Origin of the sequence: Acidithiobacillus ferrooxidans ATCC 23270 (assembly GCF_000021485.1) — a bacterium.
In the GTDB taxonomy this organism is placed as follows: Bacteria; Pseudomonadota; Gammaproteobacteria; order Acidithiobacillales; family Acidithiobacillaceae; genus Acidithiobacillus; species Acidithiobacillus ferrooxidans.
Genome location: NC_011761.1, coordinates 916134 through 940833 on the forward strand (window position 1 = coordinate 916134; position 24700 = coordinate 940833).

A 24700-nucleotide genomic window follows, 5' to 3' on the forward strand; every position below is an offset into this window, starting at 1 on the left:
GGATCGACGATCTCAAGGCGGGTGCTACCTATGTACCACTTCGGTCTCGAAAACGCGCCGTGGGGTATTTATGGCGGTTTTTGATACCGAGCGGCCAGCGGTGCTGGATCCAGGCTGGGGAAATCGCTGGCCAAACCAGGCGAAACGCCTGCTGAAAGGCGCGCGGTGGCCTTTGGCGGGCACGCTGGCCGGCTTCCTCGCGCTGAACGTCGCATTGCCGCAGCCGCCGGTGCTGGTCGTCCCGGTGGACCTGTTCGCCGCAGGATTCGTGCTGTCCATGTTACGCGCGGCGGACGGAAAGGTCGATCCGGGCGAGCGGCGGTCAGTGCTCGTTCGCGGTCTGCGGTTGATGGGAGAGGCTTTGCCGGAATTGGCCAGATTCACGTTGGAAATCTTCGCGTTCGTGGTGGTGGTGCAGGTGTTTTTGATGGGGGCGGCCGCCCTGTTTTCATCGCCAGGCATCGCCAGCGTTTCGATTCGGCAGATTCTGGCTCATGGCTGGATGCGGGGCGGAATCGGGACGAGTCTTTTGGACGTGATCTTGCTGGGAACCCCGGGAATGATTCCCGCTTTTTATCTCTCCATGCACGATGGCACGAGAACATGGCGGGCCTTTGCGACGGCGTTTCGCGCGGTCGTGGAAAATCCGAACGCGCTGCGTGTTTTTGTTTCCGCGCTACCGGTTTCCATTGTGATCGGCATGCTGTATTTGGCTGTTGGCGGCGGTTTGGTCGCGGGCGCTTTGGCCCAAATCCTTATCGGAATGGCATGGATGTTCTTGCTGCTGTACGGGTATGTTTTTTCTGCGGAGATTTTCCTGTAATTCGCGTGGTTTTTTGGGGGTGTAACATGCTGGTTGACCAGAGAATAAATACGTCGATGGTAAGAAATATTCTGAGTAAACGATTTGGAATCCCGGTTTCCGCCATCCGCTTCGATTTTGACGAATTCCGCGAAACGCTAAATTTCAAGTTAAAGTGGAAGAAAAACAGATTCGAGGGCTTCATTGTCTCGAAAATGTCCAAGGTCGCGATCAAGGCTGCGTTTGGTTACGAGCTCATTATTTATCCGGATGGTCGTTATAATCCTTGCGAAAACACAACGATTTCGGAATTCGCAAAAATCGATCTGGAAACCATGCCGATTTACCTATTGGCCCGGCACGTCAGCAACACTATCGCGCGCGGCGTGGTCGCCATACTCAAGGCAACGCTGGCTGGTGAGTCGGAATGTTTGGAAGACGGGGTGCAGGAGGCCATGGATAGGGAGGAACAGTTGGCTATCGACAGAATGCTCTTTGACGAGTATGGCATCTCGCAGCATCCGAACCTGCCGAATCGGGATCTTTTATGATCAGTCGCTTGCCCGCCGTGGTTCGAAGGAATGTCCTTGCGACGTTACCCATCATCGGATTGGGATTCACCGTGTTGGCTGGCGCCCATGGCTCCGGATTGCCCCATCCGGTTCGCTCTGTTGCGGCCACTCAGGTTGCCGATCCATTGCGAAGCTGCGTGAATCCGATCTACGCACGCGATAAAAACGCTTTCACCCATTTGGCCCGTCATCTGCGTCAGCGTAAAAACCAAGTGCGCCGGTTGGCCGGGCCTTATGCCGGCATGGTGTTACGAGCCGCCAGGCGGGCGCATGTGCCAGCGCGGCTGGTGGCAGCGGTGGTGCGGGTGGAGAACGGCGGCGACTTCCACGGGGCGGCCACGCGGGTTTCTTCCGCCGGCGCCATCGGCGTCATGCAACTGGAGCCAGCGACAGCTTGGGACACCTTGCGGGTCAATCCCTGGAACCCCCGCCAGAACATTGAGGGTGGTGCCCGATTTCTGGCGCTGCTGCTGCGGGAGTTCGGCGGTAATGTGCGGCTGGCGCTGATGGCTTACAACGCCGGTCCAACCTGGATCGCGCAGGGTGGCCGACCGGAACAGGCGGTGATCTATGCCAATGAGGTCCTGGCTTATGCTTACGCCTGATCTCTTTCCGGAAACTAAAAACACGGAAGCGCGCGAAGAATATGCCCAGGTCTTCGCCCTGTATCGCAATCGCTATCCACGGCTGACGTCGCCGCAGGACTGGCGGGAAAACGGCAAGTTGGACTCTTGGGCGCACGAGATGGTTGCCGCCGTGCTTTTGCCCGGGTGGCTCGCGGCGGGCCGGTCTGAGAAGGCGTTCGCGGCGTTGCGAAAGGATTTCGTGGACGACGCGGAGCAGAATGGATGGCCGGAAAGTCCGCATTGGCCGAGCACAAACGTGCTCGCCGACAAAAAGCCTGGAGACTCGGCAAAAACCGTTTGCAACGATCCAGAAAGATAGTATATTTTATATTCATCAGTCCTAACCTTTCAGGGGGTCATTTATGTCGCAGCGTGTACTGATCACCGGTGTCGGGTTGATTTTCGCGGCCAGTCTGGACCGTCGGCCGCAACTGCTGAACCAATTTTGGCCTGGTACCCTCACCTTGGCGCACCCCCTGGCGTCTCTGCTGATCTGTCTGGGTGCTGGCCTGGTGGTGGCAAGCCTTTTGTTTTCCGGACTGAACGGCCTTTGGTGGACGCTTGGCGCCGTCGTGCGGCGCTCTTTCTCCGGCGCTGGTCGCGCTTCTTTTTCGGGGCCATCCTCCGGATTGGGCGGGGGCGTCGATGGCTCACGATAATCTGGAGCCGGCGGTGGGGTGGGCGATCTGGACGCTTCAGAACACCTCGTGGAGCAAAGCTACGATTTTCAAAAAGGCCCGCACCCGGTATGGGGTGCCAGCCATGGCCGTAGAACGGGCGGTTGTAGCACGGCTTGGTCAATCCTGGATGGATGCGCGTAGCGCGGATCTTATGGCGCAATTCAGGCCGCAGCATGTCTACGATCGAAGTTTGAGCATGAGGATTCATTATGCGGCGAAAAAACATCTGAAAAATATTTAGCGGTAATTTTGGATCAGGCGCGTTTCGGGATTTTCCTTTTTCGTGGCCCAACTAGCTGAACGACACGCGCCTGATCCAAGGTGCTCGCATAGACAGGAGGATTCGCACAATGAGCAGTTCGATTTATACGTTTTCTGTCATAGATGGGGTCATTTGTATTGAGGATTGCGATGGCCCCAAATCTGTCACCAACGATATCGAGAATGTGCTGGACGATCTGGGGTGCTGTGGAATGGCGTTGGATGGTCCTGTCATCTATCGTGATTCGGAAGGGCTTTGGTCGGAGATCCGGCTTCAAAATGGGAAGTTCCAGGCGTTTCATGGGCCTGAGTACGACACCAGAGAAGATGCGATTGCGGCTATCGCCAAGGCGTTTGATCTGTGACCAAGCTGCTGATCGTCGAATCTCCGACCAAGGCCCATCACATTCAGGCGATGTTGGGTTCCGGGTGGTCGGTCAAGGCCACGGTGGGGCATATTCGGGATTTGCCCATCAAGGGAGACGCGGCCTATGTCCGCCCGCCGGATTTCAAGCTGAACTACGAAATCACCGAGCGCGCCAGCAAAACCGTTCCCGCATTACGGGCTGCCGCTCGCGACGCGGAATCCGTGTATATCGCCACCGACCCGGATCGCGAAGGCGAGGCCATCGCCTGGCATGTCTGTCAGGTGTTGGGCATTAAACCCGGAGCGGCAAAGCGTGTGACCTATCAGGAGGTCACCGAGCCCGCCATCCGCAAGGCGATTGCCGCGCCCCGCACGGTCAACATGCCTCTGGTGGCGGCCCAGGAAGCGCGCCGTGCGTTGGATCGCATCGTCGGCTGGGAGGTGTCCGGTCCATTGTCGAACGCCATAGGATCCAGGGCCTCCGCCGGGCGGGTACAGACGCCGGCGCTGAGCCTGGTGGTCGCCCGTGAACAGGCGATTCGCCAATTCAAACCAACGCCTTGGTTTCAGGTTCTTGCCCATGTCGCAGGGAAAGACGCGGCCCCGGACTGGCGGGCCGTCTGGGTGGATGGAACCCAGGAAGGGGAATATTTCCAGGACAAGGCGCACGCGAAAGCGCTGGCCGATGCCCTGCCGTCCATGGCGCTGAAAGTCACCAAAGCGGAAACCAAGCCGGTTCGCAAGCCGCCGGCGCCGCCGTTCACCACCAGTTCCATGCAAATGGACGGTGCCAGGGCGCTGAAAGCCCCGGTGGACGCCATCATGAAAGCGGCGCAATCCCTGTTTGAGCACGGTCACATCACCTATCACCGGACCGATAGCCCGAACCTCTCGGAAGAGGGGGAAGGCTTGCTGCGCGCCGCGCTGAAAAAGGAAAACCTGCCCCTGGTGGAGACCCCGCGCCGCTGGAGGTCCAAGGGCGGGGCGCAGGAGGCCCATGAAGCCATTCGTCCGACCCGGCCGATGGTGCGGCAGGCTGGGGAGAACGATCTGGAGCAGGCCCTGTATGACCTGATCCGCAAGCGAGCGTTGGCGTCCCAGATGCCAGACGCTGTCTATCAGCAGACTTCCTGCACGCTGGACGGCGGCATGTTCCAGGGAAGGCCCGCCGTGTTCCGGGCCGTTGGCTCGGTGCTGAAGGATCCCGGTTGGATGGCGCTCTATCGGGAAACGGCGGAAGACGAGGAGGGCACGGAGAATCCGGCGGCGAATCCGGTACCCAGGCTTGCCGTGGGCGATGCCGTCCGGGCTGCGCGCGGGGAATGTCTGTCCAAGACGACCAAGGCGCCGCCGCGCTATACGGAATCCACGCTCATCAAGGCGCTGGAAGATCACGGTGTCGGGCGGCCGTCCACCTACGCGAGCATTCTGAAGAACCTTTTCGCCAGGGAGTATATCCGCAGAAAAGGCAAGTCTCCGGCGCTGTACGCCACCGAGCTGGGAGAAAAGATCGTCGAAGCCTTATCCGTTTTTGATTTTTCCAATGTGGATTACACCCGGGAGGTCGAGGCGGATCTGGATCGGATCACCGAAGGCCAGATGCGGCCCCGGGATTTGCTGGCCAAGTCGTTCGCGGATATTCAACGGATTCTGGATGCCATGCCGACGCAGGCGCGGGCGCAGGGTCGTCCTTGCCCGATAGAGGGCTGCGACGGCACGGTGCGCCGACTGGAGAGCAAGCGAAAGCCCGGCGTGTTTTTCTGGATGTGCAGCAATCGGGATGCGCACCCCTTACTCCAGGATAACGATGGCGAACCAGGGGCACCCTTTGCCGAGCGGGTGGAAGCGGGAGATGGGCCGGCATGTCCCGAGTGTGGCGCGGCCACCAGCCGGCAGGAGACCGGGAAGGGATATGGATATTTCCGTTGTGGGAAAGGGCACGGTTCCTGGTGGGATGACAAAGGGTCCCTGGGCAAAAAATGGGAAGACCGGGCACCGGCACAAGGCGCCGCTTCCGGCCCGGCCAGGAAAAATACCGGATCAAAGGCATCGTCCACCAAAAGACCGACCAAAGGCACTCGAACCAAGGCCCGTTCGAGTATTATGGATTAGCTATGCGAGATGATATGGAACACGACGAAAAGGCAAGGCGGATAGGATTGAAATGATTGGAAAAATTAAAATGCCAGGCTTTCAGGAAAGGTCTAAGCGACAGGAGGTGCCCTGTGGCGACTGCCATCTTTGCTGCAAAAACATGCTGATCGTCGTTTCTCCCAGCATGGGCGATGACATTGCCCAGTTCGAGGCCGTTCCCATGCCGGAAATGCCGGGATTTTTCAGAATTCCTGAACAAGAAAACGGCGATTGCCATTATCTGGGCAAGGATGGCTGCACGATACACGATCATGCGCCGGCCATGTGCCAGTTCTTTTCCTGCATTGGTGCCGTGCGTGGGCTAACGCCTAAAAAGGCTGCGGAGGGGATCGCCAACAACCGTCTGGCGCCGGCGGTGCTGAAGCGGGGTAGGGATTTGTTGCGGGAGCAAATGGCGTTTCGATCGAAGAAACGGAGGACCGGATAGGTGTGTCAATTTGATGGCGTCTTAAAAAACTATCACGCAAGGCTATTGTGGATCATGGCCAGGAAAACTGTGTTTCACAAAGAGTTAACTCCAATCTATATTGCTGGATTTATGGCATTGATGGCCTATGGCATAGGGTACGTTCTTCTTCAGCCTCATATTGCTACTGTTCCACGTCACTGCAGCTTCCCTTTCTGTATGACCGTGATAGCCACAAGGTTAATTTGTGGTTTTGCGGTTATTTTAGGTGCCGGGTTTTCATTCTTCCTGGGCCGCTGGCTGCGCGAGGTTTATCGCTCCGCGAAGCGTGAGGCTCGGAAAGGTATCGAGACTGAAAAGGAAGTTCACTAATGCGCGGAATCGGTTTTCTTTCCCGTTTTGGCAGTAGCATCGCCGCCCTATTTTCAGCCGGGGCCGGGGCGTGCGCCGGCGGCGTGTGCGCGGTGGGTGCTCAGGCCGGAGCCAGTCTGTTGGGTGCTGGTGCTTCCGGCGGTCTGGCAAGCATGGCGGCGGCTTCCGGCGCGCCGATTTTCGATCTTGCACCGGCGATCGCTCCATCGGCAGTTTTGCCATGGTGGATCAAACTCGCGGTGGTCGTGTTGATCGGGTCCATCGCTTATACCGCTGCATCGTTGCGGGAAACTCCGCGCCTGGCTGTTTTGGCCACCCTGGGCGGCATCCTGGTGGTTGTCGCGGAAATGCGCTGGCTGCCCGGGGGAAATAGCACGGAGTATTCGGTCATGGCGACGGGGATGGTCCCGTTGCTGTTCGCTCCCTTGCTGGCGCGCGTTGACCTGCCCAAATTCATTCGCTGGGAGTTGCGTTTGCTGGTGGGACTCCTGGCGCTGGTCGCGATTGCCGTTGCCCTTGGATTGCAGATGATCAAGGGTTGGCAGCCTTGCCCGCTTTGCTGGCTGGATCGTGGTGCCTTGTTGGGTGTCGCAGTAGGCGCGCTGGGTGGGTTCGATCGGCTGTTGCTGGCCGGCGTGATGGGTGGGCTGGCCGGGTCATTGGCTCAAATCATCGAAATGCAACATGCATCGACATCACTGGCGCATGTTTGCACGCTGATCAGCGCTGGTGGCCCGAGCTGTGGCGTCGCCGGATCGCAGGTGCTCTGGTTCGCACCCATCGGCATCGAAACGGCGGGACTGTTCGTGCTGCTCTGGGCGATGTCGTTCTGGCTGCTGCGGCCTCTATTGTTGGGGAAAGCCCGTTGATCTCGTATTGGCTGGTTATCCTGCTGACGGGGATTGCCTTGTTGCCAGTCGCCGCCCTTGGCTTGGTGCTGGTGTTTTCGATCAGCGTTTTCGCCTGGCGTGGCGTCAAAGACCGCATTCAGGCGGGGGAGGATGAGGCGAATGGGGAAGAATAGCCGTGGCATTCTGTTGGCTCTGCTGATGGCCATGTCGGCGCTGGTGACCGCCCATGCGGCGGATTTTCTGACCCGGGTGCAGGATCAGGGCACATCGTTCCTGATCGGGAGGTCCGGCCCGGTGTTCACCGATTTCGTGGACCCGGATTGTCCCTATTGTCACCAGGAGTTTCGTGAGCTTCAGCCATTACTGCTATCTGGCAAGCTGCGGTTACGGATCGTGCCGGTTGCAGTGCTGGATGCCGGCAGCCTGCCCAGGGCCGCCACCTTACTAGAGTCGCGTCACCCAGGGGAGACGTTTCTCCAGGCGGAGGCGGGGTTTCACAATGGGCACCTGGCATTGCCGCGTATGCAAAACGTGCCGCCGGCCATGGCATCCGCTGTCGAGCGTAACAACCAATTGCTGGAGGACATCGATCCCGATGGTGAAGTGCCGGCGATTCTTTTCGAGGATCGCGCCGCTGGCAAGGTCGCTAGCCTGATCGGGGAGCAACCCATTACCGTCATGCAGCGAGCGCTGATAGCGGCGCAATGAGTGTCATTTTTGCAAAGGAGAGAGAAATGCGAAGCATACGTCGTTTTGCGGTAATTCTGGGTGCAGTTGGTGGGTTGTTGGCTGTTGGTTCAGGATGCGCGCTCGCCGGAGAATCGGTGACCGCATTAACTCATTCAACCAAGAAAACAGGGTCAATACTGAGCGCGCCCTGGATGATGGCCAATGTGCTTATACCGTTTCAACCACAGGATAAGAAATGTACGGCTCGGCTGATGCTGGTTACCAAAACAGAACTGTACAGGTTTATACACGGTAAAAACCATGTTGTATCGGTTTCTCTTGTGAACAAAGACGGAGAATATGATGGATCCGGAAAATTTGAGTGGGGTAGCTCAGTCACCCAGGCGCGTTGTCAATATGAAGCTGTGCTTCCGGCTGTCCCCGCTTATATGAAAGCAATTGGCGCCAAATAAGTGGAAATCCTGTAATGCCTTCATCAGCACAACAAGACGATCCCGAAGCCATTTTCGAAAGCTTGGCCAAGGAAATAGGGCAGTGCGGCCAGTATTATGAAATATGGGAGCCTCGAATGATCAAGGCGATTTCCAGCTATCTCGACACCGCAACCCCTTCACCTCAGATTCAGGCCGCGCTTTGGGGGAAGATGGGATATGGGCCTGATGGCCCGTCTCCAGAGGATCTTGCAGAGACAAGGAAGCAAGAGGCGGAGGCATGGGAAGAAATTCGCAGGAATACACTGTAAATCGAAAGGAGAAGATTATGGAAATCAGTAAAAAAGCACGGGAAGCCATTGAGGACATCATCAACCGCCGGGCGAAAATCGCGTCCATGCAGGAGCAACTGAAGGAAGACGTCAAGGCGGTCGCCGAGCATCTGGACATCAAGCCCGGCAAGCTAAACAAGATCATTGGCCTGGTGGAGAAGGAACGACAGTCGGGTGAGGTCGTCGAGGAGGAGCGCGACACGCTGGATACGGTCGAGTCCCTGGTTGGGGAGCGCGAGGAGTGAGACTGGCTTGAGACCTCGCCTGGTCTATTCCTCCCAGATGCGGCTGGTTTCCGGAAAGGAATCCGCCCGCCCGCCCCAGGAACCGGGGGTCACTCTGGTTCTAGGATCGGGTGGAGCTCGCGGGCTGGCGCACATTGGTGTTCTGCAGGCGTTGAAAGAAATCCGGGTACCGGTGCGTGCGGTGGTTGGTTGTTCCATCGGTGCGCAGATCGGGGCGCTGTATTGTGCGGGGGTGTCACCGGAAGATCTGGCGGATACCGCACGGCAAGTCAATTTTTCCACGGTTATTCGGATGTTCATGCCCTTTCCATTTGGTGCCGGACTGGTCCGGGACCGGGGGGTGCGAAAATTTCTTCAGGCGGAATTGCAACGAAAATCCATCCAGGATCTCGCCGTGCCGTTTGTGGCGGTCGCCACGGATCTGCAAGATGGAACGGAGGTGGTGCTGGACTCAGGCCTCGCCTGGTCGGCGGTGCGGGCCAGTATCGCCATGCCCGGCATTCTGGCCCCGCATACGCATGAGGAGAGGCGGCACCTGGCGGACGGCGCGCTGGTCAATCCTCTCCCCGTGTCTGTCGCCAGATCCCGGTACCCATGGCCGGTGGTCGCGGTGCAGGCTCAGCTATCGCCCCGGCTACGGCCGGAGATCGGCGGGCGGTTTCGTCGGCCATTCGGCTGGTTCCAGGTGGCGCGGTTGGCCAACGAGACGGCGCTTTGGGAGTTGGGACAGGCGAGGTTGCGGGAATGTCCGCCGGATGTGCTGGTGGAACCGGCGGTGCGGGAACATAGCTGCTTCAGTTATCATCAGGCCACGGATCTGATCCGGGTTGGGTACGACGCGGCCGTCAACTCCCCCGCCCTGAAGGGCGGAGCTTGTGAAAGCAGGCTAGGTTGACCAGGGGGCCGGAGTGATCCGGCAGACGTTTGCAACAGGTCGTTGAGACCCACTCCGGGATGCTTCCTCAGTCCCGGACACTGGAAGGTGAGAATCATGCTGGCGAAAGGGAAAGCGCCGAAGGTTCCAGCCGCCATCGCAAGATGGGAGCCGGTTGCAGACAACCCCGAGGGGAGATCGCTGCGCGGATAGTGCCCGCAAAGCGGCGTCACAAGCGCCCGTAAGGGCTTTGTAGGAGGTAGTCATGGCCGTATTGGTACTCGATAAAAGAAAGAAGCCGTTGATGCCGTGCTCGGAGAAACGGGCGCGGCTGCTGCTGGAGCGTGGCCGGGCGCGGGTGCATCGCATGGTGCCGTTTACCATCCGGCTGGTGGATCGCTTGCAGGAAGATTCCACCTTGCAACCCGTCCGGCTCAAGCTCGACCCAGGTAGTAAAACAACCGGCATGGCTCTGGTTCGGGAACAGGAGTCTGTGGACGAAGATACCGGCGAAATCCAGCGCAAGGCCATAGTGTTGATGCTGCTGGAGTTGCAGCATCGGGGCTATGCCATTCGCGACGCGCTCACCCAGAGGCGGGCTTTTCGGCGGCGGCGGCGCGGGAATCTGCGCTACCGTCCGGCCCGCTTCGACAATCGCGCCAAACCAGAAGGCCGTTTGGCTCCGAGCTTGCAGCACCGGGTCGATACGACGATGGCTTGGGTGCAGAGGCTGTTGCGCTGGGCGCCGGTATCTGCCCTGTCCACCATGCTGCACCGCTTCGATACCCAGGCACTCCAGAATCCCGAGATCAGCGGGATCGAGTACCAGCGCGGCGAACTGTTTGGCTACGAGGTCCGCGAGTACCTATTGGAGAAGTGGGGCCGCAAGTGCGCCTACTGCGATGCCCAGAATACCCCATTGACCATCGATCATATCCACCCCAGGAGCGCGGGCGGCTCGGATCGGGTATCGAATCTCACCCTGGCCTGTTTCCCCTGCAACCAGCGCAAGAGCAACCGGGACGTGCGGGAGTTTCTGGCGCACGACCCGAAACGTCTGACCCGCATCGAGGCAAGCCGCAAGGCACCCCTCAAGGACACCGCTGCCGTCAACAGTACCCGTTGGGCGCTTTGGCGGCAACTGGTGGCTACCGGTCTCGATGTCGAGGTCGGCACCGGCGGCAGGACGAAGTGGAATCGCAGTCGGCTACAAATCCCCAAAGAACATTGTCTGGACGCTGCCTGCGTGGGGCATGTCGATGGTCTCGAACACTGGCAGCAGCCGGTACTCGGTATCAAAGCGACGGGGCGCGGAAGCTACCAGCGCACGCGGCTGACAAAGCACGGCTTCCCGCGTGGCTATCTCACCCGCAGCAAGAGTGCTTTCGGGTTCCAGACGGGCGATATGGTCAAGGCGGTAGTGACGAAAGGCAAGAAGGTAGGCACCTATCTGGGCCGCGTTGCCATCCGGGCCAGCGGCAGCTTCAACATCCAGACCGGGAACGGACTGGTGCAACACATCCATTACCGATTCTGCAAACTGGTTCAGCGCGGCGATGGTTACGGATACCACTGGTCGCTTCTCCACCCCGCGCTGAACCACGGGATTGCCGAAGCTGGGAGGAACTGATGCACCACGCGCAGGCTATTCGAAAGTTCGCGCTGCAAAAAGGAGCCATCCTGTGACCCAACAATCGGCTTTTATTCACGCTCTGCATACGGACCCCTGGGCCTTTCCCTTCGCGGTGCTTTTCGTGCTCTTACTGTTCGACCTGTCCATGCTGGTCCATGAGCTGGGGCACGCCTGGGCGATACGAAAGCTGTTGGGGGATGATGCGCTTCTGGAGGTTAAGGCGGGCATCGGGGTGTTTTACCGGCGGGGCAGGTTGTCCCTGGGCATTTTGCCAATATGGGGCTACGCGCGGTTCACCGAATCCATGGCAAGTCCGATGCAGTGGCGGATCATTTTTTTGGCGGGGCCCGTGGCATCGGTATTCATGGGTGGCGTGTTCAGCACTCTGGCGATGCTGCCCATCCCCAGCAATTGGGCGCAAGCTTTTGTGATCATGGGGATCGCCAATTATGCGCTGGCGGCGGTCAATCTCATCCCGATCCCGCCACTGGATGGCTGGAAGATCGTCGAAAGCTACCTGCCGGCGTTCGGCATCCATCTAAAACCCGCACAGCGGGCGTTGCTGTATCGGTGGGGAATGGTGTTCATCATTGTCGTCAGCGGGCTGTTCTTGTTGGAAAACGGGTTTTATCACGGGTAAAAGGAGCGATATCATGTTTGGATTTGGAGAAAATCATCAGCAAGCGATGCAGGCGCAGTGTCCCTGTTGCCAGACGCAGATGCAGGATATGGGGACCCACGGCATCCGTATGGGGGGCTTGACTGGCGTGCTGGGCGCCGGCGCCGCCATGTTGGGCGGGCAACTGGCCAGCGACGGGGAGGAGGCTTTCGAGAAAAAGATGGTCGTGCAGGTGTTTGTCTGCCCGCAGTGCCACGAAACCTCGTTCAAGTACATCAAGGGCTTGTGACCATTATGGAAAAGCCTGCCAACAAGGAAATGGTTGCTCTCCTGAAAAAGCCCTTATCCATCATTGGATGGGTGGACATGGTTTTTTTGGTGGCTATTCTGGCGCTGGTCATCTCCCATCGGATCACAATGGGCATGTTTGAGGCGGTTTTGGTGGCTTTCGCGGTCATCCAGTCGATCGTGGTGCTCACCTGGATTTATCGGGTCAAGAAACGCTTACAAAAGGATTTTTGATTTGGATTGGACAAAAATAGTCCACGCGCCGCAATACGGCGTGCGGCGTCCGCGAAACCAGGAGCCGGTCAACCAGCCGGATTTATTATGCTGCGGCGGTGAGGGTGCTTGCCCGGTTACCGATGAGCACATAGGCCGGTTCCATTATTCGCGCGATCTGGATTTGCCCGTGGAGCAAGTCCAGGAACGTATTGTTCCCAGTCGGTCACCGGTCAAAGTTGAAATCCGGAAGTCCCGGAAAATACCGACCCATATCCCTATCCCATCCTGAAAGGAAATTCTCATGCTTTTCACAGAACCCTATGCCGGTCCCACACCCATCGTTCAGGTGATCGCCAGCGCCCGGCGCGAGGTCAGCCTGAATGTGTACTATCTGTCCAGTCGGCCTATTCTGAATGCTTTGCGGGCCGCGCATGCGCGAGGTGTGGCGGTGCGGGTGATTCTGGACGAGCATCCCTATGGCATGAAGCCCTGGATGATCCAGAAGGAGGTTCGCGCCGTGCAGGCCACAGGCGCTGCATTGCAGTGGGCGCCGCCACGCTTTGAGGCGGCCCCGGGCCGGTACGTCTTCGACCATGCCAAGTACGTGTGCGATACCCACGAATGCGAAATCGGCACGGCCAACTTCGATTGGAGCGCCTTTCATCGCAACCGGGAGTACCTGGATGTGACCAGAAACCCCAACATCGTTCGGGCGGCCAATGCGGTATTCGCGGCCGACTGGACCAATCAACGGGCCCCGGCCTGGACGCATCGGGTGTTGGTCCTATCTCCCGGCACGTCGGCCGGACAAATGCTGGCGGTCATCAATCAGCCTGGAACCGTGGAGATCGAGAGCGAGGAGATGGGCAATGACCGGGAAATGCTCGACGCCATTGCCGCCAAGGGTGCGCAGGCCTGGGTGATCCTTCCGGCCAGCATCAGCGCCCAGGACAAACGCAACGCGGACTTTCTGATGCGGCACGGGGTGCATGTACGGCTGTTGCCAAAGAAACCGATCTACATGCACGCGAAAGCCGAAATTTCGAGCCATTACGCCTTTGTGGGGAGCGAAAATTACAGTGTTTCGTCGCTTCAGATGAACCGGGAAATGGGGCTGATCCTGAACAATCCAAGAGATATTTCCATGTTGCAGGCGCAGTTCGCGCGGGACTGGAAGGCGACGGGGCCGGCATGAGGCGTGCGCAACTGCTGTGGCTGCTTTTGGGCTTGCCGAGCCTCGCTGCGGCGCAGGTGCTGACACCAGCGCCAAATCCGGCCAGCGTCAATTTCCATGTGGTGACGCATTACCGGGTGCCCAGAACGGTGTTGCATGCCGATCTACAGGCAGAGGCGTCGGGGAAAAACCCGGCGAAGCTGGCCGCCATGGTCAATCAGGACGTGGCCTGGGCAAAAGCCCTGCTACAATCGGTGCCTGGGATTACCTGGCGTAGTGCCGGGTACCAGACCCAGGCGACGGGCCAAACCGGTGCGCCCTGGCTGGTACGGGAAGATCTGGCCGTGCAAAGTCCGGATCCGGCCGCGTTGCTCCCCTTGCTGGGCACGTTGCAATCCCGGTTGCGCCTGGTCGGGATGCATTATGCAGCGTGTCCTGCCGCCGCACACAAGGCACGGAGAGCGGCTGAGCTGCGGGGGCTGCGCCGGTACCGGAAAGAAGCACAGCAGAATTGCGCGGCGATGGGCTACAAGGGGGCGCGTCTGGGACAGGTCTTCATCAACACGAATGTCGTCCCATTGGCGCGGCCTATGCCGGTCATGGCGCTGTCCGCCCGGGCCGTTCCCGGGCCGGTAGTCGGCCGGGGCGGGACGGAAAGTGGCAGGGTGGTGGTTGGGGGCAATGCTTACTGTGAGAGGTGATATATGCGACAGTTACCGTTCGATTCTGGAAATTTCGGCAATATGCAAAACAGGGTTGGAAACCGCAAGCCCAGCGGCTTTGATCGATCGGATGGTCTTAAATGCTTCTGGTTGGAACGTCCCATTGGACGGTAGGCAGCACAACGCGGAACGCGATCAGTCTTTGAGTTCCAGTTGGGCCGCATCAGTCCTTGTGGTAACCGGACGTGATAATGCAATTTCCAACGCTGTTTCAAGCCGAATTACCCGCCCCGTTAGATTCTCAATCTTTTCCTGCTGTGACTTTGCTGTGCCGGCCAGTGCCTCAACCTTGTCATTCATCTTGATGACGGTGGTTAACGCATCCCACATCTTGTCCGTGATTGCCATCAATACACCCGCCCAGATTCCATGGCTGCAATACGTTTGTTTGAGGTATCCACAAAGGACAATGCGTCGTCAACGGCAGCACTCGCCTGGGCAGTTGTCTTCAACATCTGGTCAATCATCCCCTCCAGCATCTTCTCGTCCTCGCTCGGGCGGAACGACGAGGCGGCGCGGCGTAGAAACTCTCCCATCGACATATGAGCGTCCCGGGCCATCTTGGAGATCAGTGCCTTCTCCTGCGAAGTCACCAGAACCGGAATGCGTTCATTGGCTGTTGCCATTGCTTTCTCCTTGCTGTGCATGTTCAGCACATGTGTATCATAAATGGAGCCCGCAAAAAATCAAGTGGGCTTACAACCATGTTTTGCACAAAACGGAGGTTGGTCGGGTTTGATGCGAGCAAAGACTTCCCACCTCAGTTTGCACATAGCCGAAATTTCTTTGTGCCGGCTTGCGAGCGTTGGAAGCAGGAAGCGCTGAACGATCAGGGATCTGAATATCTGGGGGATATGCTCAGGATACGCACGTTGGTGCAGGACGGACGTTCTCCGCAGGCTATTCTGCGGTTTTTCGGGCTCCCGGATCATGGGCATCCGGACCGTCTTTTTGATATCGTCGGGGACGTGCAGTTGCAGGTCTTCACGGAGATGCTGGCGCTGACCGGGGAGGAGTATCGCATCGACTGGTCCCGGCGCGACGGGTCTTTTTGTCTCTGGTATCGGGATCGGGACCATCGGCGGGATGCGACGCGGGATCTCCTGTTCGTGCGCGCCAACACCAAGGTCCTGTCTGCCGGGGCAGAGATACGCAATAGCCCGGTGCATGGCTTTGGGCTTTTCGCCTTGAAAAAATGGTATCACCAACGTCGTCCGTTAAGATGGATTTTAATAGAATAGGATGGAACCAATACGACCACCACTTGTCTTAGTTTTCATGGGAAAGAAACTGAGCGACTACGCCAAGGAGCGTGGCATTGGGTACCGCGCCGCCTGGAACCGTTTTAAGGCGGGCCGAATACCTGGCGCCTGGCTGGATGAAACCGGACATGTCGTCGTTCCCGACCCGTCCGAACGAAAAGGCACTAAGGCCGTGATCTATGCGCGGGTCTCTTCAGCCGAGAATCGACCCAACCTGGAGAGCCAAGCCGAACGACTGGGGCAGTACGCCACGGCACGAGGCTGGCAGGTGATCGAGGTCGTCAAGGAAACCGGCAGCGGCGTCAATGATCATCGCAAAAAACTGGAGAAGCTACTGCAAAAATCCACAAATTGGGACATTCTGATTGTGGAACACAAGGACCGCCTGACCCGCTTCGGTTTTCATTATATCGACACCCTTCTGAGCCAACTGGGGAAGCGGATCGAGGTGGTCAATCTAGCCGATAACGACAAAGAAGATCTGGTGCAGGACCTGGTGGCGGTCATCTATTCGTTCAGCGCCCGCATGTATGGACTTCGCCGCAGCAAGCGGCGCACCGAGCGGTTACTGGCCTGCCTGGAACAAGAAGCAGCAACCGTCGCCAGTGATCCAGGAGTGGTGGCATCATGATGCGCACCTACCCATACAGTCATGCGGCCAATGCCGTTAAAGAACGGCAGATATGGGACGTGCTGCGCGCCTATCGGCAATCGGCGCAACGAATCGCCAATGACCAATGGAAGTCGTTATTCATTACTGGCAGCATGGAAAAAGACGGATCCATTTGTCCGGCTGACCATATCATCTCCAAACGGTATCTGCAGACCTGCCAGCGTCAGGTTGTCGGAGTCCTGAAGTCCTGGCTTTCCAATCGCAAAAATGATTTCAGGATGCTGGTGATCCATTCATCGCTTTGGAAGGACAAGACGGAAGACGGAGAACGTCTTCGTATTCAGTTACTTTTCATCAACAAGCACGGGCTTTGGTTTAAGGACCGCGTCGTCATGCGGAAAGAGGTTATTCCGGCACATGTGATGCGTTTGGCGCGTAATCTCTTCCGTCGGTTGATGAACAAACATAACAAGCCATCCTTCCGGCATGTGGGTATGGCGCTGGATGCCAAAGTGGCCAGAGTGGAGGCACCCAATAAAGCGCACAGCGCAGAATTCCCTTACTGGCTGACTTTGGCTACTCTGAATCCGCGCAAGCCCATCCACATACCATTGCATGAAAACCCATACGCCCTGGCGGCGGACGGTGATGAAAAGGCTTTTGTGCAAATCAATGTGCGGCGAGGCACGGCCATAGCCGGACAACTCGGCGCATTGGATATCGCCCGCATCAAGGAATCTGCGCCGGTGTTTTCACTTGAACGCCCCAGGCCGCAGATCGTAGATACGCTCGGCATCGACGTGGGTCTGAGAACGCTGGTAGCCACCAGCATGGGGGAATTGCTTGGGCGCAATCTGATCGATCGCTTGAGCCGTCTGGACGCGCAGATCTCCCGTCTGGCGGCCGAGCGCCAAAGACAAAGACTGCCCGTGCATTCACGGCGTTACGACACGTTGGTCAACCGGATGCGGTCTTTCCTCAAGAACGAAATCGGACGGGTGCTGAATGGGTTGTTTGCACGGGTACATCCGGCCAAAGTGGTGATTGAGTCCCTGGATTTCCGCAGCCCTGATTTGTCCAGGAGGCTCAATCGGCTGGTGCAGAACTTCGGGCGCACCTGGTTTCGTCAAAAGCTCGACATGCTCTCTGAGGAATATGGTTTTCTGGTCGAGGAAGTGCATGCGGCGTATAGCAGCCAGACGTGCAAATCCTGTGATTATGTGGCGAAGAATAACCGTTCTTCGCAGTCAAAGTTTCATTGCCGCTTTTGCGGCAGGAAAGCGCACGCCGATCCGAACGGAGCGGAAGTCATCCGGCAGAGACGTTCTCTGCCCGAGTACGCTCCGTGGAGATCGAAACGGCAAATCCTTCAGGCAACGGTTGGCCGTTTCCTGAAGCGATGGACCGGGCGGTTGTCCGGCATGCAGGTCAATAGTGCCCTGCGTCTTGTTGTGGAAGGTAATCCCTATTTTGCGGATCACCGGGCGGCCATTTGGCCGGGAAACACCACGACAGATTAACGGATTCCATGATGTTCTATGGAATTTGGAACTATATTAACGATGTTTTCGTGGAAAATCTGGGTGGGCAGGTGCTTTCCCACGATGAATACGAGTTGCTGCAGGCCCGGTTGGCCCCTGGCCTGGGCCGCATGCGCCGGTTCTTTTTCATGGAATGGAATGCGCTGCCGGGAGACCGGTTGCTCGCCAGGCCTTTCCGTACGCAATACAGCTATATCAACCACTCGACGGAACCCAATGTTCGGATCGAGCCTTTGCCTTGCGGTGGGCTGTCTTTGGTGATTAGCCGGGACATCGAGCCGGAGGAGGAGTTCTTCCTGGATTACCGGCTGGAACCGTTGCCGCGCGGATATTTCGAGTCCCCATATTCAGGGTATCTGGTGCCGGCCGCCGTGCGGTAAAGTGCAAGGTCTTCTCAGCCGCGCACCTGGCGGCATACTCTTCGCGCCGGTGCGACGCCGGGCGATCCATGCGTTCCCAGCCGCACCCCTGGCGGCACACGAAGCGCCGATTTCCAGCATTCGGTCGCCCATCTTCCTATCCGCGCGTGTGGCGGCATACAGCCCATACTGCCGTCGCCTCACTGACGCTCGTACTTTCAAACCGCGCAACTGGCGGTATACTAGGTTCTGTACTGTTTTTTTGCCAATACAAACTTCCCAGCCGCGCACCTGGCGGCACACAGCCACCGCGCGGAGTATTGCCCGGTGGACTTCTTCTCAGCCGCGCTTGGCGGCACGCTATCCGTTTTTTCTCCGGTATTGCCACCTTCTTCCCAACTGCACTGTGGCGGCACACGTTTACCGTATCCATGGCACGGACTATGAAAACTTCTCAGCCGCACACCTGGCGGCACACCACCGGGGGCTGGCGGCCCCCAAAACTTCTCAGCCGCGCACCTGGCGGCACACCCCTAGCTCATCCCCTTCCGGGCCCTCTGCGTCTTCTCAGCCGCGCGTGTGGCGGCATACTGCGCAGTCAGGGCATCTGCAACTTGCGCGATCTTCTCAGCCGCGCGTGTGGCGGCATACCGCTGATCATCTTGGTAGACCGCGACATATCACTTCTCAGCCGCGCGTGTGGCGGCATACCGCAAACCCATTCCAGCAACAGCCTGATTTCCAAAGGAAATACGGAGCGAGACCTAACCGACCTTCGGTTTTTCTCCGGTCGGTAGCGGCTTGTTTTACAGCAATTTTCTTTGTTGTGAAAGAACGAATATCTTGTGATTGCTGCGGCGATGCCTATTTCGGAGGAAACACGAACAGCTTCTTTTTTGGATACCCGTCCAGGATGGTTTTCACCGACTCCTGCCAGGATTCCATGTATGGCCAGGAACTCCAGGGCCGGCCATCGAGCATCCAGATGTCGATCTTTTGCATGTCGGGATGCCGAACAATGCGCCCGAGACCTTGCCGTAACATCATCAGAGACTCGTTGATAATCGGGCGTACGCTGGTTTTTTCGATGCGCTTCAGCATGGACAGGCTGCGATTCAGGCCGACTGGCGCGCAGGTCAGGATGAGCGTGGACAGAAGACGATCTTTATCGGGAGAAACGCTCTTGTCGGTGAGATCGATGCCGGTCCATGCCGCGCCAGCCGCGATCAGGATGGGTTGGATTCCATTGGCGTAGAGCGCCCGGTATTGTTGTTCGGCGGAGGAGAAGCGGTTTTTCTCGCTCTGAATCACAATGCGTTCCGCAGGTATGCCAAGTTCCACCAAGCGCTGACCGATGGCAGAGGCATGCGAGAAAGCGACCGTGAGAATAACGGTTCCCCCGTGTTGTTTCTTGCGTAGAATCGCAGCGGTGCTCAATGAGAGGTTGTAAAGCCACAAATTCATGTCGCCTTGCTCGGTTTTGCCGACTGGGCGGGACAAAAGAAACGCCGCTTTGGCATTTGGAACATGCAGATGAGGAATGTTGCGGACCCACGGCGCCACAATGGGTGATGGCGTGTCCAGGCGAGACAGGGGAAGCGCGAGCACGCTTTTCAGATAGTCGCATTTCATCTGCCCGAAGCGGTCGGGAAGATAGAGCGTGGCCGAAGCGATAATGGCGCCATGAGTTATGTCCTTCCAGATGCCGCCCAGCACCTTTCCCAAGTCCTCTCGTCCGGAGATGATCGACGGAAAGCGCCGGTCGGGAGAAAATTGCAGGTAGACCGTGCTCGCTTTTCCCTGGATGGCGGTTATGGCGTTATCCAGAATGAATCTGGCTTTTTTGACATCCTTGACGACGGAGAGCGCCTTTTTGTTGAGGGCGGCGTCGAGGTCGGAAAATAATGTCTCCAATTCCTTATTGCCGGCATCCAGGCAGAGTGTTTGCCCGTCGCCGACGTCCAGCGCGGATACCTGCTGGATGCAGTGGGACACGGCAGACACCGCCTTGCTCACGACAGAGCCTTTTCCGGCCCCGGTTTTTCTCTTGGAAACGTAGAGATGGAATCGCAACATGCGAAGGGAAAGCGCGTTGGAATATACGCGCGAGATATTCTGCTCGAAGAGATGACCTTCATCGACAATGAGTATATCCGGCTGTCCGAACAATCCCCACTTATCCCGGAAAGCCAGTCCCAGCATGGTGTGCGTGCAAAAAAGGATCCGGCTTTTGCGGGCATATTCCCGCGATTCCACCAGGCGCTTATCCTCATCGTCTTCGGTCACGAAATCTTGCGGGTTCAGGTTGGTGGCCAACGCCTTCAGGTCGTGCGTCATGTGGTGCATCTTGGTTGGCGCGCGGGACATGGCGCGGATCAGCGCGGCTTCATGTATCAGGGGGCCGCCCTGGCCCATCCAGAGCTGTACGGCAGGATCTTTGTCTCCGCTTTGGTCCAGGTATTCCTGGAGCTTTCCTGGATCGATGAATTCCTGGGATCCGGGGAAGAAGCCGGCTTGCACCCCGCCCGCCAACCCTTCAGCCGTCAACCGTTCCAGTTCAGACCAGAGATGGCCCAGCACAGCGAGAGTTGGCGCGGTAATCACGATCTTCTGCAGATCTGGCCGCTCTTTGGCCATGGTCAGGGCGGCCATAATCATGGCCCGAGATTTTCCAACGCCAGTGGATCCTTCCAGCATGCCGATGCGCTTTTGGCGCAGGGAGGTCAGGCAATTCCGATAAAACAACGCTTGCTCTTGGGACGCGCCGGAGAAGGGCGGCGGAGTGGTCAAGGCGAAAGCGGAGTTGAAAGCGTCGTGCTTGGCGCTGGTTTCCGCCAACCCTGCGGCACACAGCGTGGCGAATGTTTGCTGGAAAGAAAGGCTCAAGCTTTGGGCCGCCTCTTCGATCTTGGTGTGCTGCGCGGGGGAGAAGAACAGGCTTTTGCGCGGCAAACTCGCGATGTCCACCGCCGGCGGCCACCGTGTTGCTTCAACGTGAAGGCCGATGGCCACCAGGTTGCGGTACGTGTCGGTGATGTTGGTGGCCATGGCGTGGGCGTCGGGTACGGAGATGAGCGGGACTGTCACTGTGGGCATGTTTGCAAATCCTCGAAGATGGCTATAGACTAACAATAGTATATTTAATCTATCACGGCAACAGGGGTCATTATGCATCTCACATCATCGGACATCGTCTGCATGGCCATGGGGCTGAAGCCAGAAGGCGCCTTGGCGCCGCATGAGGGCACCTGCTCCTTTTGCGGCAAAAATATCTGGCCCGGGGATCGATACACGAAATTTTCCGTAGGGCCATCCTTTATGGATGTTGCGGACTTGGCGGCAAGGGGATCCGGCATGACCTGCGGCCACTGCACTCCGCTGATGAGCAGCGCCATGTTACGCGCAACGGCCAACGGGATCTTTTCCGAGGGCGGCGTCCAGCCGTTTGCCAAATGGGTGGACGTGGCCCGTGGATTGTTGAACCCGCCGGAACCGCCCTTTGTGATGTTGTACGCCACCCGCAAGAGTCAACACATGGCCTGGCGGGCACGGGTCAACCTCAGTCGCGATCTGTTTTATGTCCGCGTCGGCCTGCGGGATCTCAAGATTCGGCGGCCAGTCCTCCTATCGGCGGTGCAGGCTTGCCAAACTCTGGGCTCATTCATGGGGATCAAGCCTACCGCCAAGTCGCTCGCCCATCCGTTCGCCGTACTTTCCAGTGATCTAAAAGATCCGGCGCACAGCCTGCTGCGTCGGAAGGGCCCAGAAAAAACGCTGGATGAGGCGGCGGAGGCCTATCCGGAAGCCTATCAGTTGATCCAATCGCTCACCCTGGGTGAAACCTGGGCCATGCGGTTTCTGTTGTCCCCCAACGCCGGCGCACAAGCGGCGGCTCAATCCGAAGGAGCTTTGTCATGATCAAGCGTTTTTCTGCGTTTATTCGTACCCGGTCCCCATTGCACATTGCCGCTCCCGGCAGCATGCGGTTTGATCCAGCCACGGGAAAGACCGTCTATGGCGGGCAGAGCGTTGGCGTGCCTTGTACGGGCATCCAGCGTGAAGTGTTGTTCAACGAAGCGGGCGAGGCGAAGCACTTTCCCGTGATCGCCGCCAACAACATCTCCGGCCGTCTGCGCCGGCATGCCGCGCGCATCATCCTGGAAGCGATCCGGTTGCGCGGGCAGAAGGTTTCCCTGGCGGTCTATAACGTCCTGCAGTGTGGCGCGGTAACGGGTAATCCGGATGGCAAAGACATGACCCTGGGCGAATACCGGCAGTATCGGGACGATCCCTACTTTGGGCTGTTCGGCGGCGGTCCGAAAATGATGCGGCGCTGCCTGGAAGTCGAAAACGCCTTGCCGGTTCACGCGGATACCACGGCGAATCTGGGCAGCATGGCGCATCCACACGCTCACCGGCATGCCCAGGGCGATCACTTCACCGACGTCTGGGGCTTTCGCCGCAATGATGATTTGCGGGATCTGGTCAACATCCACCAGGCTGCGGAAGTGGTGGAGAACTTTGAGGCGGAATTCAATGCCCGGCAGCAGGCTATTTTGGGCGAGGTCGATCGCGAGAAAGGCTCCAGCAAGACCAGTGTGAAAACCTATTCGGCACTGGAGTTCGTGCGCCCGGGAACGCTGTTCGATTTTTCCATCCTGATGAAGTGGGCCATCAGCGATGCCCAGGCCGGCCTGTTTCTGCTCACCCTGGATAGCCTGGCGGAGACGGAGCGGCTGGGCGGATACGGGCGTAACGGATTCGGTCGCTTTTCGTTCGACGATGCGATCTTGTTGACCAGTGATGGGAAAGAACACCAGGATGCGTTCCACGATGGCCGCCTGAATCGCGAGGATCCTCTGGTGGCCCATACGCTTTCCGCCTGGCATGCCGCGTCTCAGAAAATCGACGCCACGGCGTTGGCCAACCTGATCGCCCCTGACCGGGGTGCGGCCCCTGACCGGGGTGCGGCGTGAAGCCGCTGGAAATCCGCTTCCGGCTGGCGACGCCGATGCTTGTCCATTCGGACCTGCCCTTTCATTTCGATGCGCTGATGGCTTATGCCGTCAGCCGGGACAGTGAGATGAATGGCTCGGCGGATCCCTGGTTGGATGCGGAAGACCTGTCAGAAATCCTGGGTCGGGAAGGCGAGGGAGATTCCTGGGTCTGGCAGGCCTCCAGAATGGAGGTCTTGGCCAGACTCCCTTACCCGAAGATCTATGAATCCGCCAACAACCTGCGGTTCACCGATCCATCACGGTTTTACGATGATCTGGACCGGGGGTTGTGGCAGCCGCGCGGAAAAGTGAATCCGGAGACCTTCCGGATCGATCCCAATAGCGGCCAGCAACGCGGGTACCAGATGTATCTGACGACATCCAACGCGCAGGAGGTCGCCTTTTATGTGATCGGCGAGGAGGAAGCCATCCGCTTTTATCTCTCGCAGGTGACCCATCTGGGGAAAGGCAGCAAGAACGGGTATGGACGCATTTCCAACGCGGAAATTCGGGACTGCCCGGAGGCCGCCGACCGGTGGCGCAAACGCTGGCTCCACAAAGATATGCCGGGGGCCGATGGCGTGGAGTACGCCCCGGTCATGGGGCGGTTGCGTCAACCTTATTGGGACAAGGCGCATTTTCATCCGGTCTTGGAACCGGTCAGATAAGGGGGCTTTCCGATGGATTCAGAGACCTGGACGGATAGAAAGACCGCCATAATGGCGGCGAAGCGTTATCTGCGGCAAAAGCGACAGGAGCGCTGCCGCGATAGAGGTCGGTGGGTTGGCGGGGCGACGGCAATGCTCGCCATTGGCGTGATCCTTGTAAAGTTAAGGAGGCATTTGTGAAGGCGCTCAAATATATCGACATCCATATTCACCAGGGCCGGGACAGTCAGATACCCACGGCGCATGGCGCCAGCAATCTGCAGGCGCTGCTGGACGTGTTGCACGGGGCATTCGTGGAATTTCCAGGGACCTTCGCCCTGGCATTCCCCGATGTTCAGGTGGGCGAGTTCCGGCACCCCGGGCGACGCGTGCGGATCTTTGCGGAGGATGCGGAATCGCTCTGTGGGCTTCGCACCTTGGTGGATCATTCCGACAGCCTGGATTTTCGGGTGAAGGTGAAGGGTGACGTGCAGGAAGTGCCGGCGGATTTCGCTGGGCCATGGGTGGAATACCGACGGTTCCGGATTCCAGGAAAGACATCGCGCAGGCCGGAGTTTCGGGCGGCGCGGATCGAAAAGGCCGACACGTTGCCATATATTGGTGTTCATAGCCGGAGCACGGATCAGTATTTTGTGGTGTACATCGATCCGATCCCGACGAATGGCCGCTTGGACGGTGTGCCGGGCGGCTATGGGTTGTCGGTCAGTTCCCGCGCGGTTTCCGTTCCGGATCTGCCGTAACCGGAGCGTTGTTCTTTCGCAATCTAAAAAAGCCATAGGATACATGCTGTTGCTGGCCACTCGAAAAGCGAAGGTTTATCGTCAGTTTTGGCGGTTTTTCTTTGCGAATCAGTGGTCAGGAATGGAATTTTTGTAGTGTGCCGCCAGGTGCGCGGTTGAAAAGCAAAAAGGCTTGTATCTCGATGCGGCGACGGGGTGTGCCGCC

Annotated in this window: 33 protein-coding genes; 30 read left to right on the forward strand and 3 right to left on the reverse strand. The window is 58.2% G+C overall.

Annotated features, from left to right (window positions below; translation table 11 throughout):
- Positions 1–172: 172 nt before the first annotated feature.
- The 22 genes from AFE_RS04710 (at position 173) to AFE_RS04815 (ending at position 14294) form a co-directional block, all read left to right on the forward strand.
- Entirely contained in the window at positions 173–823 is a 651-nt protein-coding gene (locus AFE_RS04710; RefSeq protein ID WP_148208596.1) for a hypothetical protein, read from the forward strand.
- Positions 824–849: 26 nt separating this feature from the next.
- Positions 850–1353, forward strand: a complete 504-nt coding sequence (locus tag AFE_RS04715; protein ID WP_012606717.1) for a hypothetical protein — start codon at positions 850–852, stop codon at positions 1351–1353.
- Positions 1350–1979: a transglycosylase SLT domain-containing protein gene (locus tag AFE_RS15235; RefSeq protein WP_012606718.1), complete on the forward strand. Its 630-nt coding sequence runs from the start codon at positions 1350–1352 to the stop codon at positions 1977–1979. The genes AFE_RS04715 and AFE_RS15235 overlap by 4 nt, the downstream gene beginning before the upstream one ends.
- A complete protein-coding gene (locus AFE_RS04725; protein ID WP_041645365.1) occupies positions 1966–2319 on the forward strand; it encodes a hypothetical protein in 354 nt (117 codons plus the stop codon). Before AFE_RS15235 ends, AFE_RS04725 begins: the two co-directional genes overlap by 14 nt.
- A gap of 43 nt (positions 2320–2362) precedes the next feature.
- On the forward strand, positions 2363–2659 hold the full coding sequence (locus AFE_RS04730) for a hypothetical protein (protein ID WP_012606721.1): 297 nt from the start codon (positions 2363–2365) through the stop codon (positions 2657–2659).
- Positions 2660–3030: 371 nt separating this feature from the next.
- The gene (locus tag AFE_RS04740; protein ID WP_012606723.1) at positions 3031–3306 is read left to right on the forward strand and encodes a hypothetical protein; all 276 of its coding nucleotides are present in this window, start codon (positions 3031–3033) and stop codon (positions 3304–3306) included.
- The gene (gene topA / locus AFE_RS04745) at positions 3303–5420 is read left to right on the forward strand and encodes a type I DNA topoisomerase (protein ID WP_012606724.1); all 2118 of its coding nucleotides are present in this window, start codon (positions 3303–3305) and stop codon (positions 5418–5420) included. Before AFE_RS04740 ends, topA begins: the two co-directional genes overlap by 4 nt.
- Before the next feature lie 52 nt (positions 5421–5472).
- Positions 5473–5889: a YkgJ family cysteine cluster protein gene (locus AFE_RS04750; RefSeq protein ID WP_041645368.1), complete on the forward strand. Its 417-nt coding sequence runs from the start codon at positions 5473–5475 to the stop codon at positions 5887–5889.
- A 54-nt stretch (positions 5890–5943) separates the two neighbouring features.
- Complete coding sequence (locus tag AFE_RS04755; protein ID WP_148208597.1) at positions 5944–6240, forward strand: hypothetical protein; 297 nt, start codon at positions 5944–5946, stop codon at positions 6238–6240.
- Positions 6240–7109 (forward strand): disulfide bond formation protein B, encoded by an 870-nt coding sequence (locus tag AFE_RS04760; RefSeq protein ID WP_012606727.1) that lies wholly within the window; start codon positions 6240–6242, stop codon positions 7107–7109. Before AFE_RS04755 ends, AFE_RS04760 begins: the two co-directional genes overlap by 1 nt.
- Positions 7106–7264 (forward strand): hypothetical protein, encoded by a 159-nt coding sequence (locus AFE_RS16315; protein ID WP_012606728.1) that lies wholly within the window; start codon positions 7106–7108, stop codon positions 7262–7264. The genes AFE_RS04760 and AFE_RS16315 overlap by 4 nt, the downstream gene beginning before the upstream one ends.
- Positions 7251–7799: a thioredoxin fold domain-containing protein gene (locus tag AFE_RS15240; RefSeq protein ID WP_012606729.1), complete on the forward strand. Its 549-nt coding sequence runs from the start codon at positions 7251–7253 to the stop codon at positions 7797–7799. Before AFE_RS16315 ends, AFE_RS15240 begins: the two co-directional genes overlap by 14 nt.
- A gap of 26 nt (positions 7800–7825) precedes the next feature.
- Positions 7826–8233, forward strand: a complete 408-nt coding sequence (locus AFE_RS04770; RefSeq protein ID WP_041645372.1) for a hypothetical protein — start codon at positions 7826–7828, stop codon at positions 8231–8233.
- A gap of 14 nt (positions 8234–8247) precedes the next feature.
- Positions 8248–8523: a hypothetical protein gene (locus AFE_RS04775; RefSeq protein ID WP_012606731.1), complete on the forward strand. Its 276-nt coding sequence runs from the start codon at positions 8248–8250 to the stop codon at positions 8521–8523.
- 17 nt (positions 8524–8540) lie between these two features.
- Entirely contained in the window at positions 8541–8789 is a 249-nt protein-coding gene (locus AFE_RS04780; protein WP_012606732.1) for a hypothetical protein, read from the forward strand.
- A gap of 7 nt (positions 8790–8796) precedes the next feature.
- Positions 8797–9684, forward strand: a complete 888-nt coding sequence (locus AFE_RS15245) for a patatin-like phospholipase family protein (RefSeq protein WP_049759412.1) — start codon at positions 8797–8799, stop codon at positions 9682–9684.
- A gap of 244 nt (positions 9685–9928) precedes the next feature.
- Positions 9929–11293 (forward strand): RNA-guided endonuclease IscB, encoded by a 1365-nt coding sequence (gene iscB, locus AFE_RS04790; RefSeq protein ID WP_012606734.1) that lies wholly within the window; start codon positions 9929–9931, stop codon positions 11291–11293.
- 52 nt (positions 11294–11345) lie between these two features.
- On the forward strand, positions 11346–11936 hold the full coding sequence (locus tag AFE_RS04795; RefSeq protein WP_012606735.1) for a metalloprotease: 591 nt from the start codon (positions 11346–11348) through the stop codon (positions 11934–11936).
- Between the two features lie 13 nt (positions 11937–11949).
- Positions 11950–12204, forward strand: coding sequence for a hypothetical protein (locus AFE_RS04800; protein WP_041645376.1), 255 nt, complete (start codon positions 11950–11952; stop codon positions 12202–12204).
- Positions 12205–12209: 5 nt separating this feature from the next.
- Positions 12210–12437, forward strand: coding sequence for a hypothetical protein (locus tag AFE_RS04805; protein ID WP_148208598.1), 228 nt, complete (start codon positions 12210–12212; stop codon positions 12435–12437).
- Positions 12438–12720: 283 nt separating this feature from the next.
- Positions 12721–13614: a phospholipase D-like domain-containing protein gene (locus tag AFE_RS04810; RefSeq protein WP_012606739.1), complete on the forward strand. Its 894-nt coding sequence runs from the start codon at positions 12721–12723 to the stop codon at positions 13612–13614.
- Positions 13611–14294 (forward strand): SIMPL domain-containing protein, encoded by a 684-nt coding sequence (locus tag AFE_RS04815; protein WP_012606740.1) that lies wholly within the window; start codon positions 13611–13613, stop codon positions 14292–14294. The genes AFE_RS04810 and AFE_RS04815 overlap by 4 nt, the downstream gene beginning before the upstream one ends.
- Before the next feature lie 156 nt (positions 14295–14450).
- Here the strand turns inward: AFE_RS04815 and AFE_RS04820 are convergent, their stop codons facing one another.
- Complete coding sequence (locus tag AFE_RS04820) at positions 14451–14663, reverse strand: hypothetical protein (protein WP_012606741.1); 213 nt, start codon at positions 14661–14663, stop codon at positions 14451–14453.
- Positions 14663–14941 carry a plasmid mobilization protein gene (locus AFE_RS04825; protein WP_012606742.1) on the reverse strand — a complete coding sequence of 93 codons (279 nt, stop codon included), beginning with the start codon at positions 14939–14941 and terminating at the stop codon, positions 14663–14665. The genes AFE_RS04820 and AFE_RS04825 overlap by 1 nt, the downstream gene beginning before the upstream one ends.
- 162 nt (positions 14942–15103) lie before the next feature.
- Between AFE_RS04825 and AFE_RS04830 the strand changes: the two genes are divergently transcribed.
- The 4 genes from AFE_RS04830 to AFE_RS04845 are packed head-to-tail and all read left to right on the forward strand — an operon-like array spanning position 15104 to position 18111.
- Entirely contained in the window at positions 15104–15556 is a 453-nt protein-coding gene (locus tag AFE_RS04830) for a hypothetical protein (RefSeq protein ID WP_148208600.1), read from the forward strand.
- Between the two features lie 37 nt (positions 15557–15593).
- Positions 15594–16208: an IS607-like element ISAfe10 family transposase gene (locus tag AFE_RS04835; protein ID WP_012606744.1), complete on the forward strand. Its 615-nt coding sequence runs from the start codon at positions 15594–15596 to the stop codon at positions 16206–16208.
- Complete coding sequence (locus AFE_RS04840) at positions 16205–17710, forward strand: zinc ribbon domain-containing protein (protein WP_012606745.1); 1506 nt, start codon at positions 16205–16207, stop codon at positions 17708–17710. Before AFE_RS04835 ends, AFE_RS04840 begins: the two co-directional genes overlap by 4 nt.
- Positions 17711–17760: 50 nt before the next feature.
- A complete protein-coding gene (locus tag AFE_RS04845; protein WP_158303816.1) occupies positions 17761–18111 on the forward strand; it encodes an SET domain-containing protein-lysine N-methyltransferase in 351 nt (116 codons plus the stop codon).
- Positions 18112–18954: 843 nt separating this feature from the next.
- Here AFE_RS04845 and csf4 read toward each other — a convergent pair.
- On the reverse strand, positions 18955–21186 hold the full coding sequence (gene csf4 / locus AFE_RS04855) for a type IV CRISPR-associated DEAD/DEAH-box helicase Csf4 (RefSeq protein WP_041645389.1): 2232 nt from the start codon (positions 21184–21186) through the stop codon (positions 18955–18957).
- A 72-nt stretch (positions 21187–21258) separates the two neighbouring features.
- Between csf4 and csf1 the strand changes: the two genes are divergently transcribed.
- From csf1 to AFE_RS04875, 4 genes are all read left to right on the forward strand, one after another.
- Complete coding sequence (gene csf1 / locus AFE_RS04860; protein ID WP_012606749.1) at positions 21259–22008, forward strand: type IV CRISPR-associated protein Csf1; 750 nt, start codon at positions 21259–21261, stop codon at positions 22006–22008.
- Positions 22005–23066 carry a type IV CRISPR-associated protein Csf2 gene (gene csf2, locus AFE_RS04865; RefSeq protein ID WP_012606750.1) on the forward strand — a complete coding sequence of 354 codons (1062 nt, stop codon included), beginning with the start codon at positions 22005–22007 and terminating at the stop codon, positions 23064–23066. The genes csf1 and csf2 overlap by 4 nt, the downstream gene beginning before the upstream one ends.
- A complete protein-coding gene (csf3, locus tag AFE_RS04870) occupies positions 23063–23755 on the forward strand; it encodes a type IV CRISPR-associated protein Csf3 (protein WP_012606751.1) in 693 nt (230 codons plus the stop codon). Before csf2 ends, csf3 begins: the two co-directional genes overlap by 4 nt.
- 176 nt (positions 23756–23931) lie before the next feature.
- The gene (locus AFE_RS04875; RefSeq protein ID WP_041645393.1) at positions 23932–24495 is read left to right on the forward strand and encodes a type I-F CRISPR-associated endoribonuclease Cas6/Csy4; all 564 of its coding nucleotides are present in this window, start codon (positions 23932–23934) and stop codon (positions 24493–24495) included.
- Positions 24496–24700: the final 205 nt, after the last annotated feature.

Coding starts and splice junctions, on each gene's coding strand:
- AFE_RS04715 (WP_012606717.1), top strand. CDS start 850: ATGCTGGTTGACCAGAGAATAAATACGTCGATGGTAAGAAATATTCTG.
- AFE_RS15235 (WP_012606718.1), top strand. CDS start 1,350: ATGATCAGTCGCTTGCCCGCCGTGGTTCGAAGGAATGTCCTTGCGACG.
- AFE_RS04725 (WP_041645365.1), top strand. CDS start 1,966: ATGCTTACGCCTGATCTCTTTCCGGAAACTAAAAACACGGAAGCGCGC.
- AFE_RS04730 (WP_012606721.1), top strand. CDS start 2,363: ATGTCGCAGCGTGTACTGATCACCGGTGTCGGGTTGATTTTCGCGGCC.
- AFE_RS04740 (WP_012606723.1), top strand. CDS start 3,031: ATGAGCAGTTCGATTTATACGTTTTCTGTCATAGATGGGGTCATTTGT.
- AFE_RS04750 (WP_041645368.1), top strand. CDS start 5,473: ATGATTGGAAAAATTAAAATGCCAGGCTTTCAGGAAAGGTCTAAGCGA.
- AFE_RS04755 (WP_148208597.1), top strand. CDS start 5,944: ATGGCCAGGAAAACTGTGTTTCACAAAGAGTTAACTCCAATCTATATT.
- AFE_RS04760 (WP_012606727.1), top strand. CDS start 6,240: ATGCGCGGAATCGGTTTTCTTTCCCGTTTTGGCAGTAGCATCGCCGCC.
- AFE_RS15240 (WP_012606729.1), top strand. CDS start 7,251: ATGGGGAAGAATAGCCGTGGCATTCTGTTGGCTCTGCTGATGGCCATG.
- AFE_RS04770 (WP_041645372.1), top strand. CDS start 7,826: ATGCGAAGCATACGTCGTTTTGCGGTAATTCTGGGTGCAGTTGGTGGG.
- AFE_RS04775 (WP_012606731.1), top strand. CDS start 8,248: ATGCCTTCATCAGCACAACAAGACGATCCCGAAGCCATTTTCGAAAGC.
- AFE_RS04780 (WP_012606732.1), top strand. CDS start 8,541: ATGGAAATCAGTAAAAAAGCACGGGAAGCCATTGAGGACATCATCAAC.
- iscB (WP_012606734.1), top strand. CDS start 9,929: ATGGCCGTATTGGTACTCGATAAAAGAAAGAAGCCGTTGATGCCGTGC.
- AFE_RS04800 (WP_041645376.1), top strand. CDS start 11,950: ATGTTTGGATTTGGAGAAAATCATCAGCAAGCGATGCAGGCGCAGTGT.
- AFE_RS04805 (WP_148208598.1), top strand. CDS start 12,210: ATGGAAAAGCCTGCCAACAAGGAAATGGTTGCTCTCCTGAAAAAGCCC.
- AFE_RS04810 (WP_012606739.1), top strand. CDS start 12,721: ATGCTTTTCACAGAACCCTATGCCGGTCCCACACCCATCGTTCAGGTG.
- AFE_RS04815 (WP_012606740.1), top strand. CDS start 13,611: ATGAGGCGTGCGCAACTGCTGTGGCTGCTTTTGGGCTTGCCGAGCCTC.
- AFE_RS04820 (WP_012606741.1), bottom strand. CDS start 14,663: ATGGCAATCACGGACAAGATGTGGGATGCGTTAACCACCGTCATCAAG.
- AFE_RS04825 (WP_012606742.1), bottom strand. CDS start 14,941: ATGGCAACAGCCAATGAACGCATTCCGGTTCTGGTGACTTCGCAGGAG.
- AFE_RS04835 (WP_012606744.1), top strand. CDS start 15,594: ATGGGAAAGAAACTGAGCGACTACGCCAAGGAGCGTGGCATTGGGTAC.
- AFE_RS04840 (WP_012606745.1), top strand. CDS start 16,205: ATGATGCGCACCTACCCATACAGTCATGCGGCCAATGCCGTTAAAGAA.
- csf4 (WP_041645389.1), bottom strand. CDS start 21,186: ATGCCCACAGTGACAGTCCCGCTCATCTCCGTACCCGACGCCCACGCC.
- csf1 (WP_012606749.1), top strand. CDS start 21,259: ATGCATCTCACATCATCGGACATCGTCTGCATGGCCATGGGGCTGAAG.
- csf2 (WP_012606750.1), top strand. CDS start 22,005: ATGATCAAGCGTTTTTCTGCGTTTATTCGTACCCGGTCCCCATTGCAC.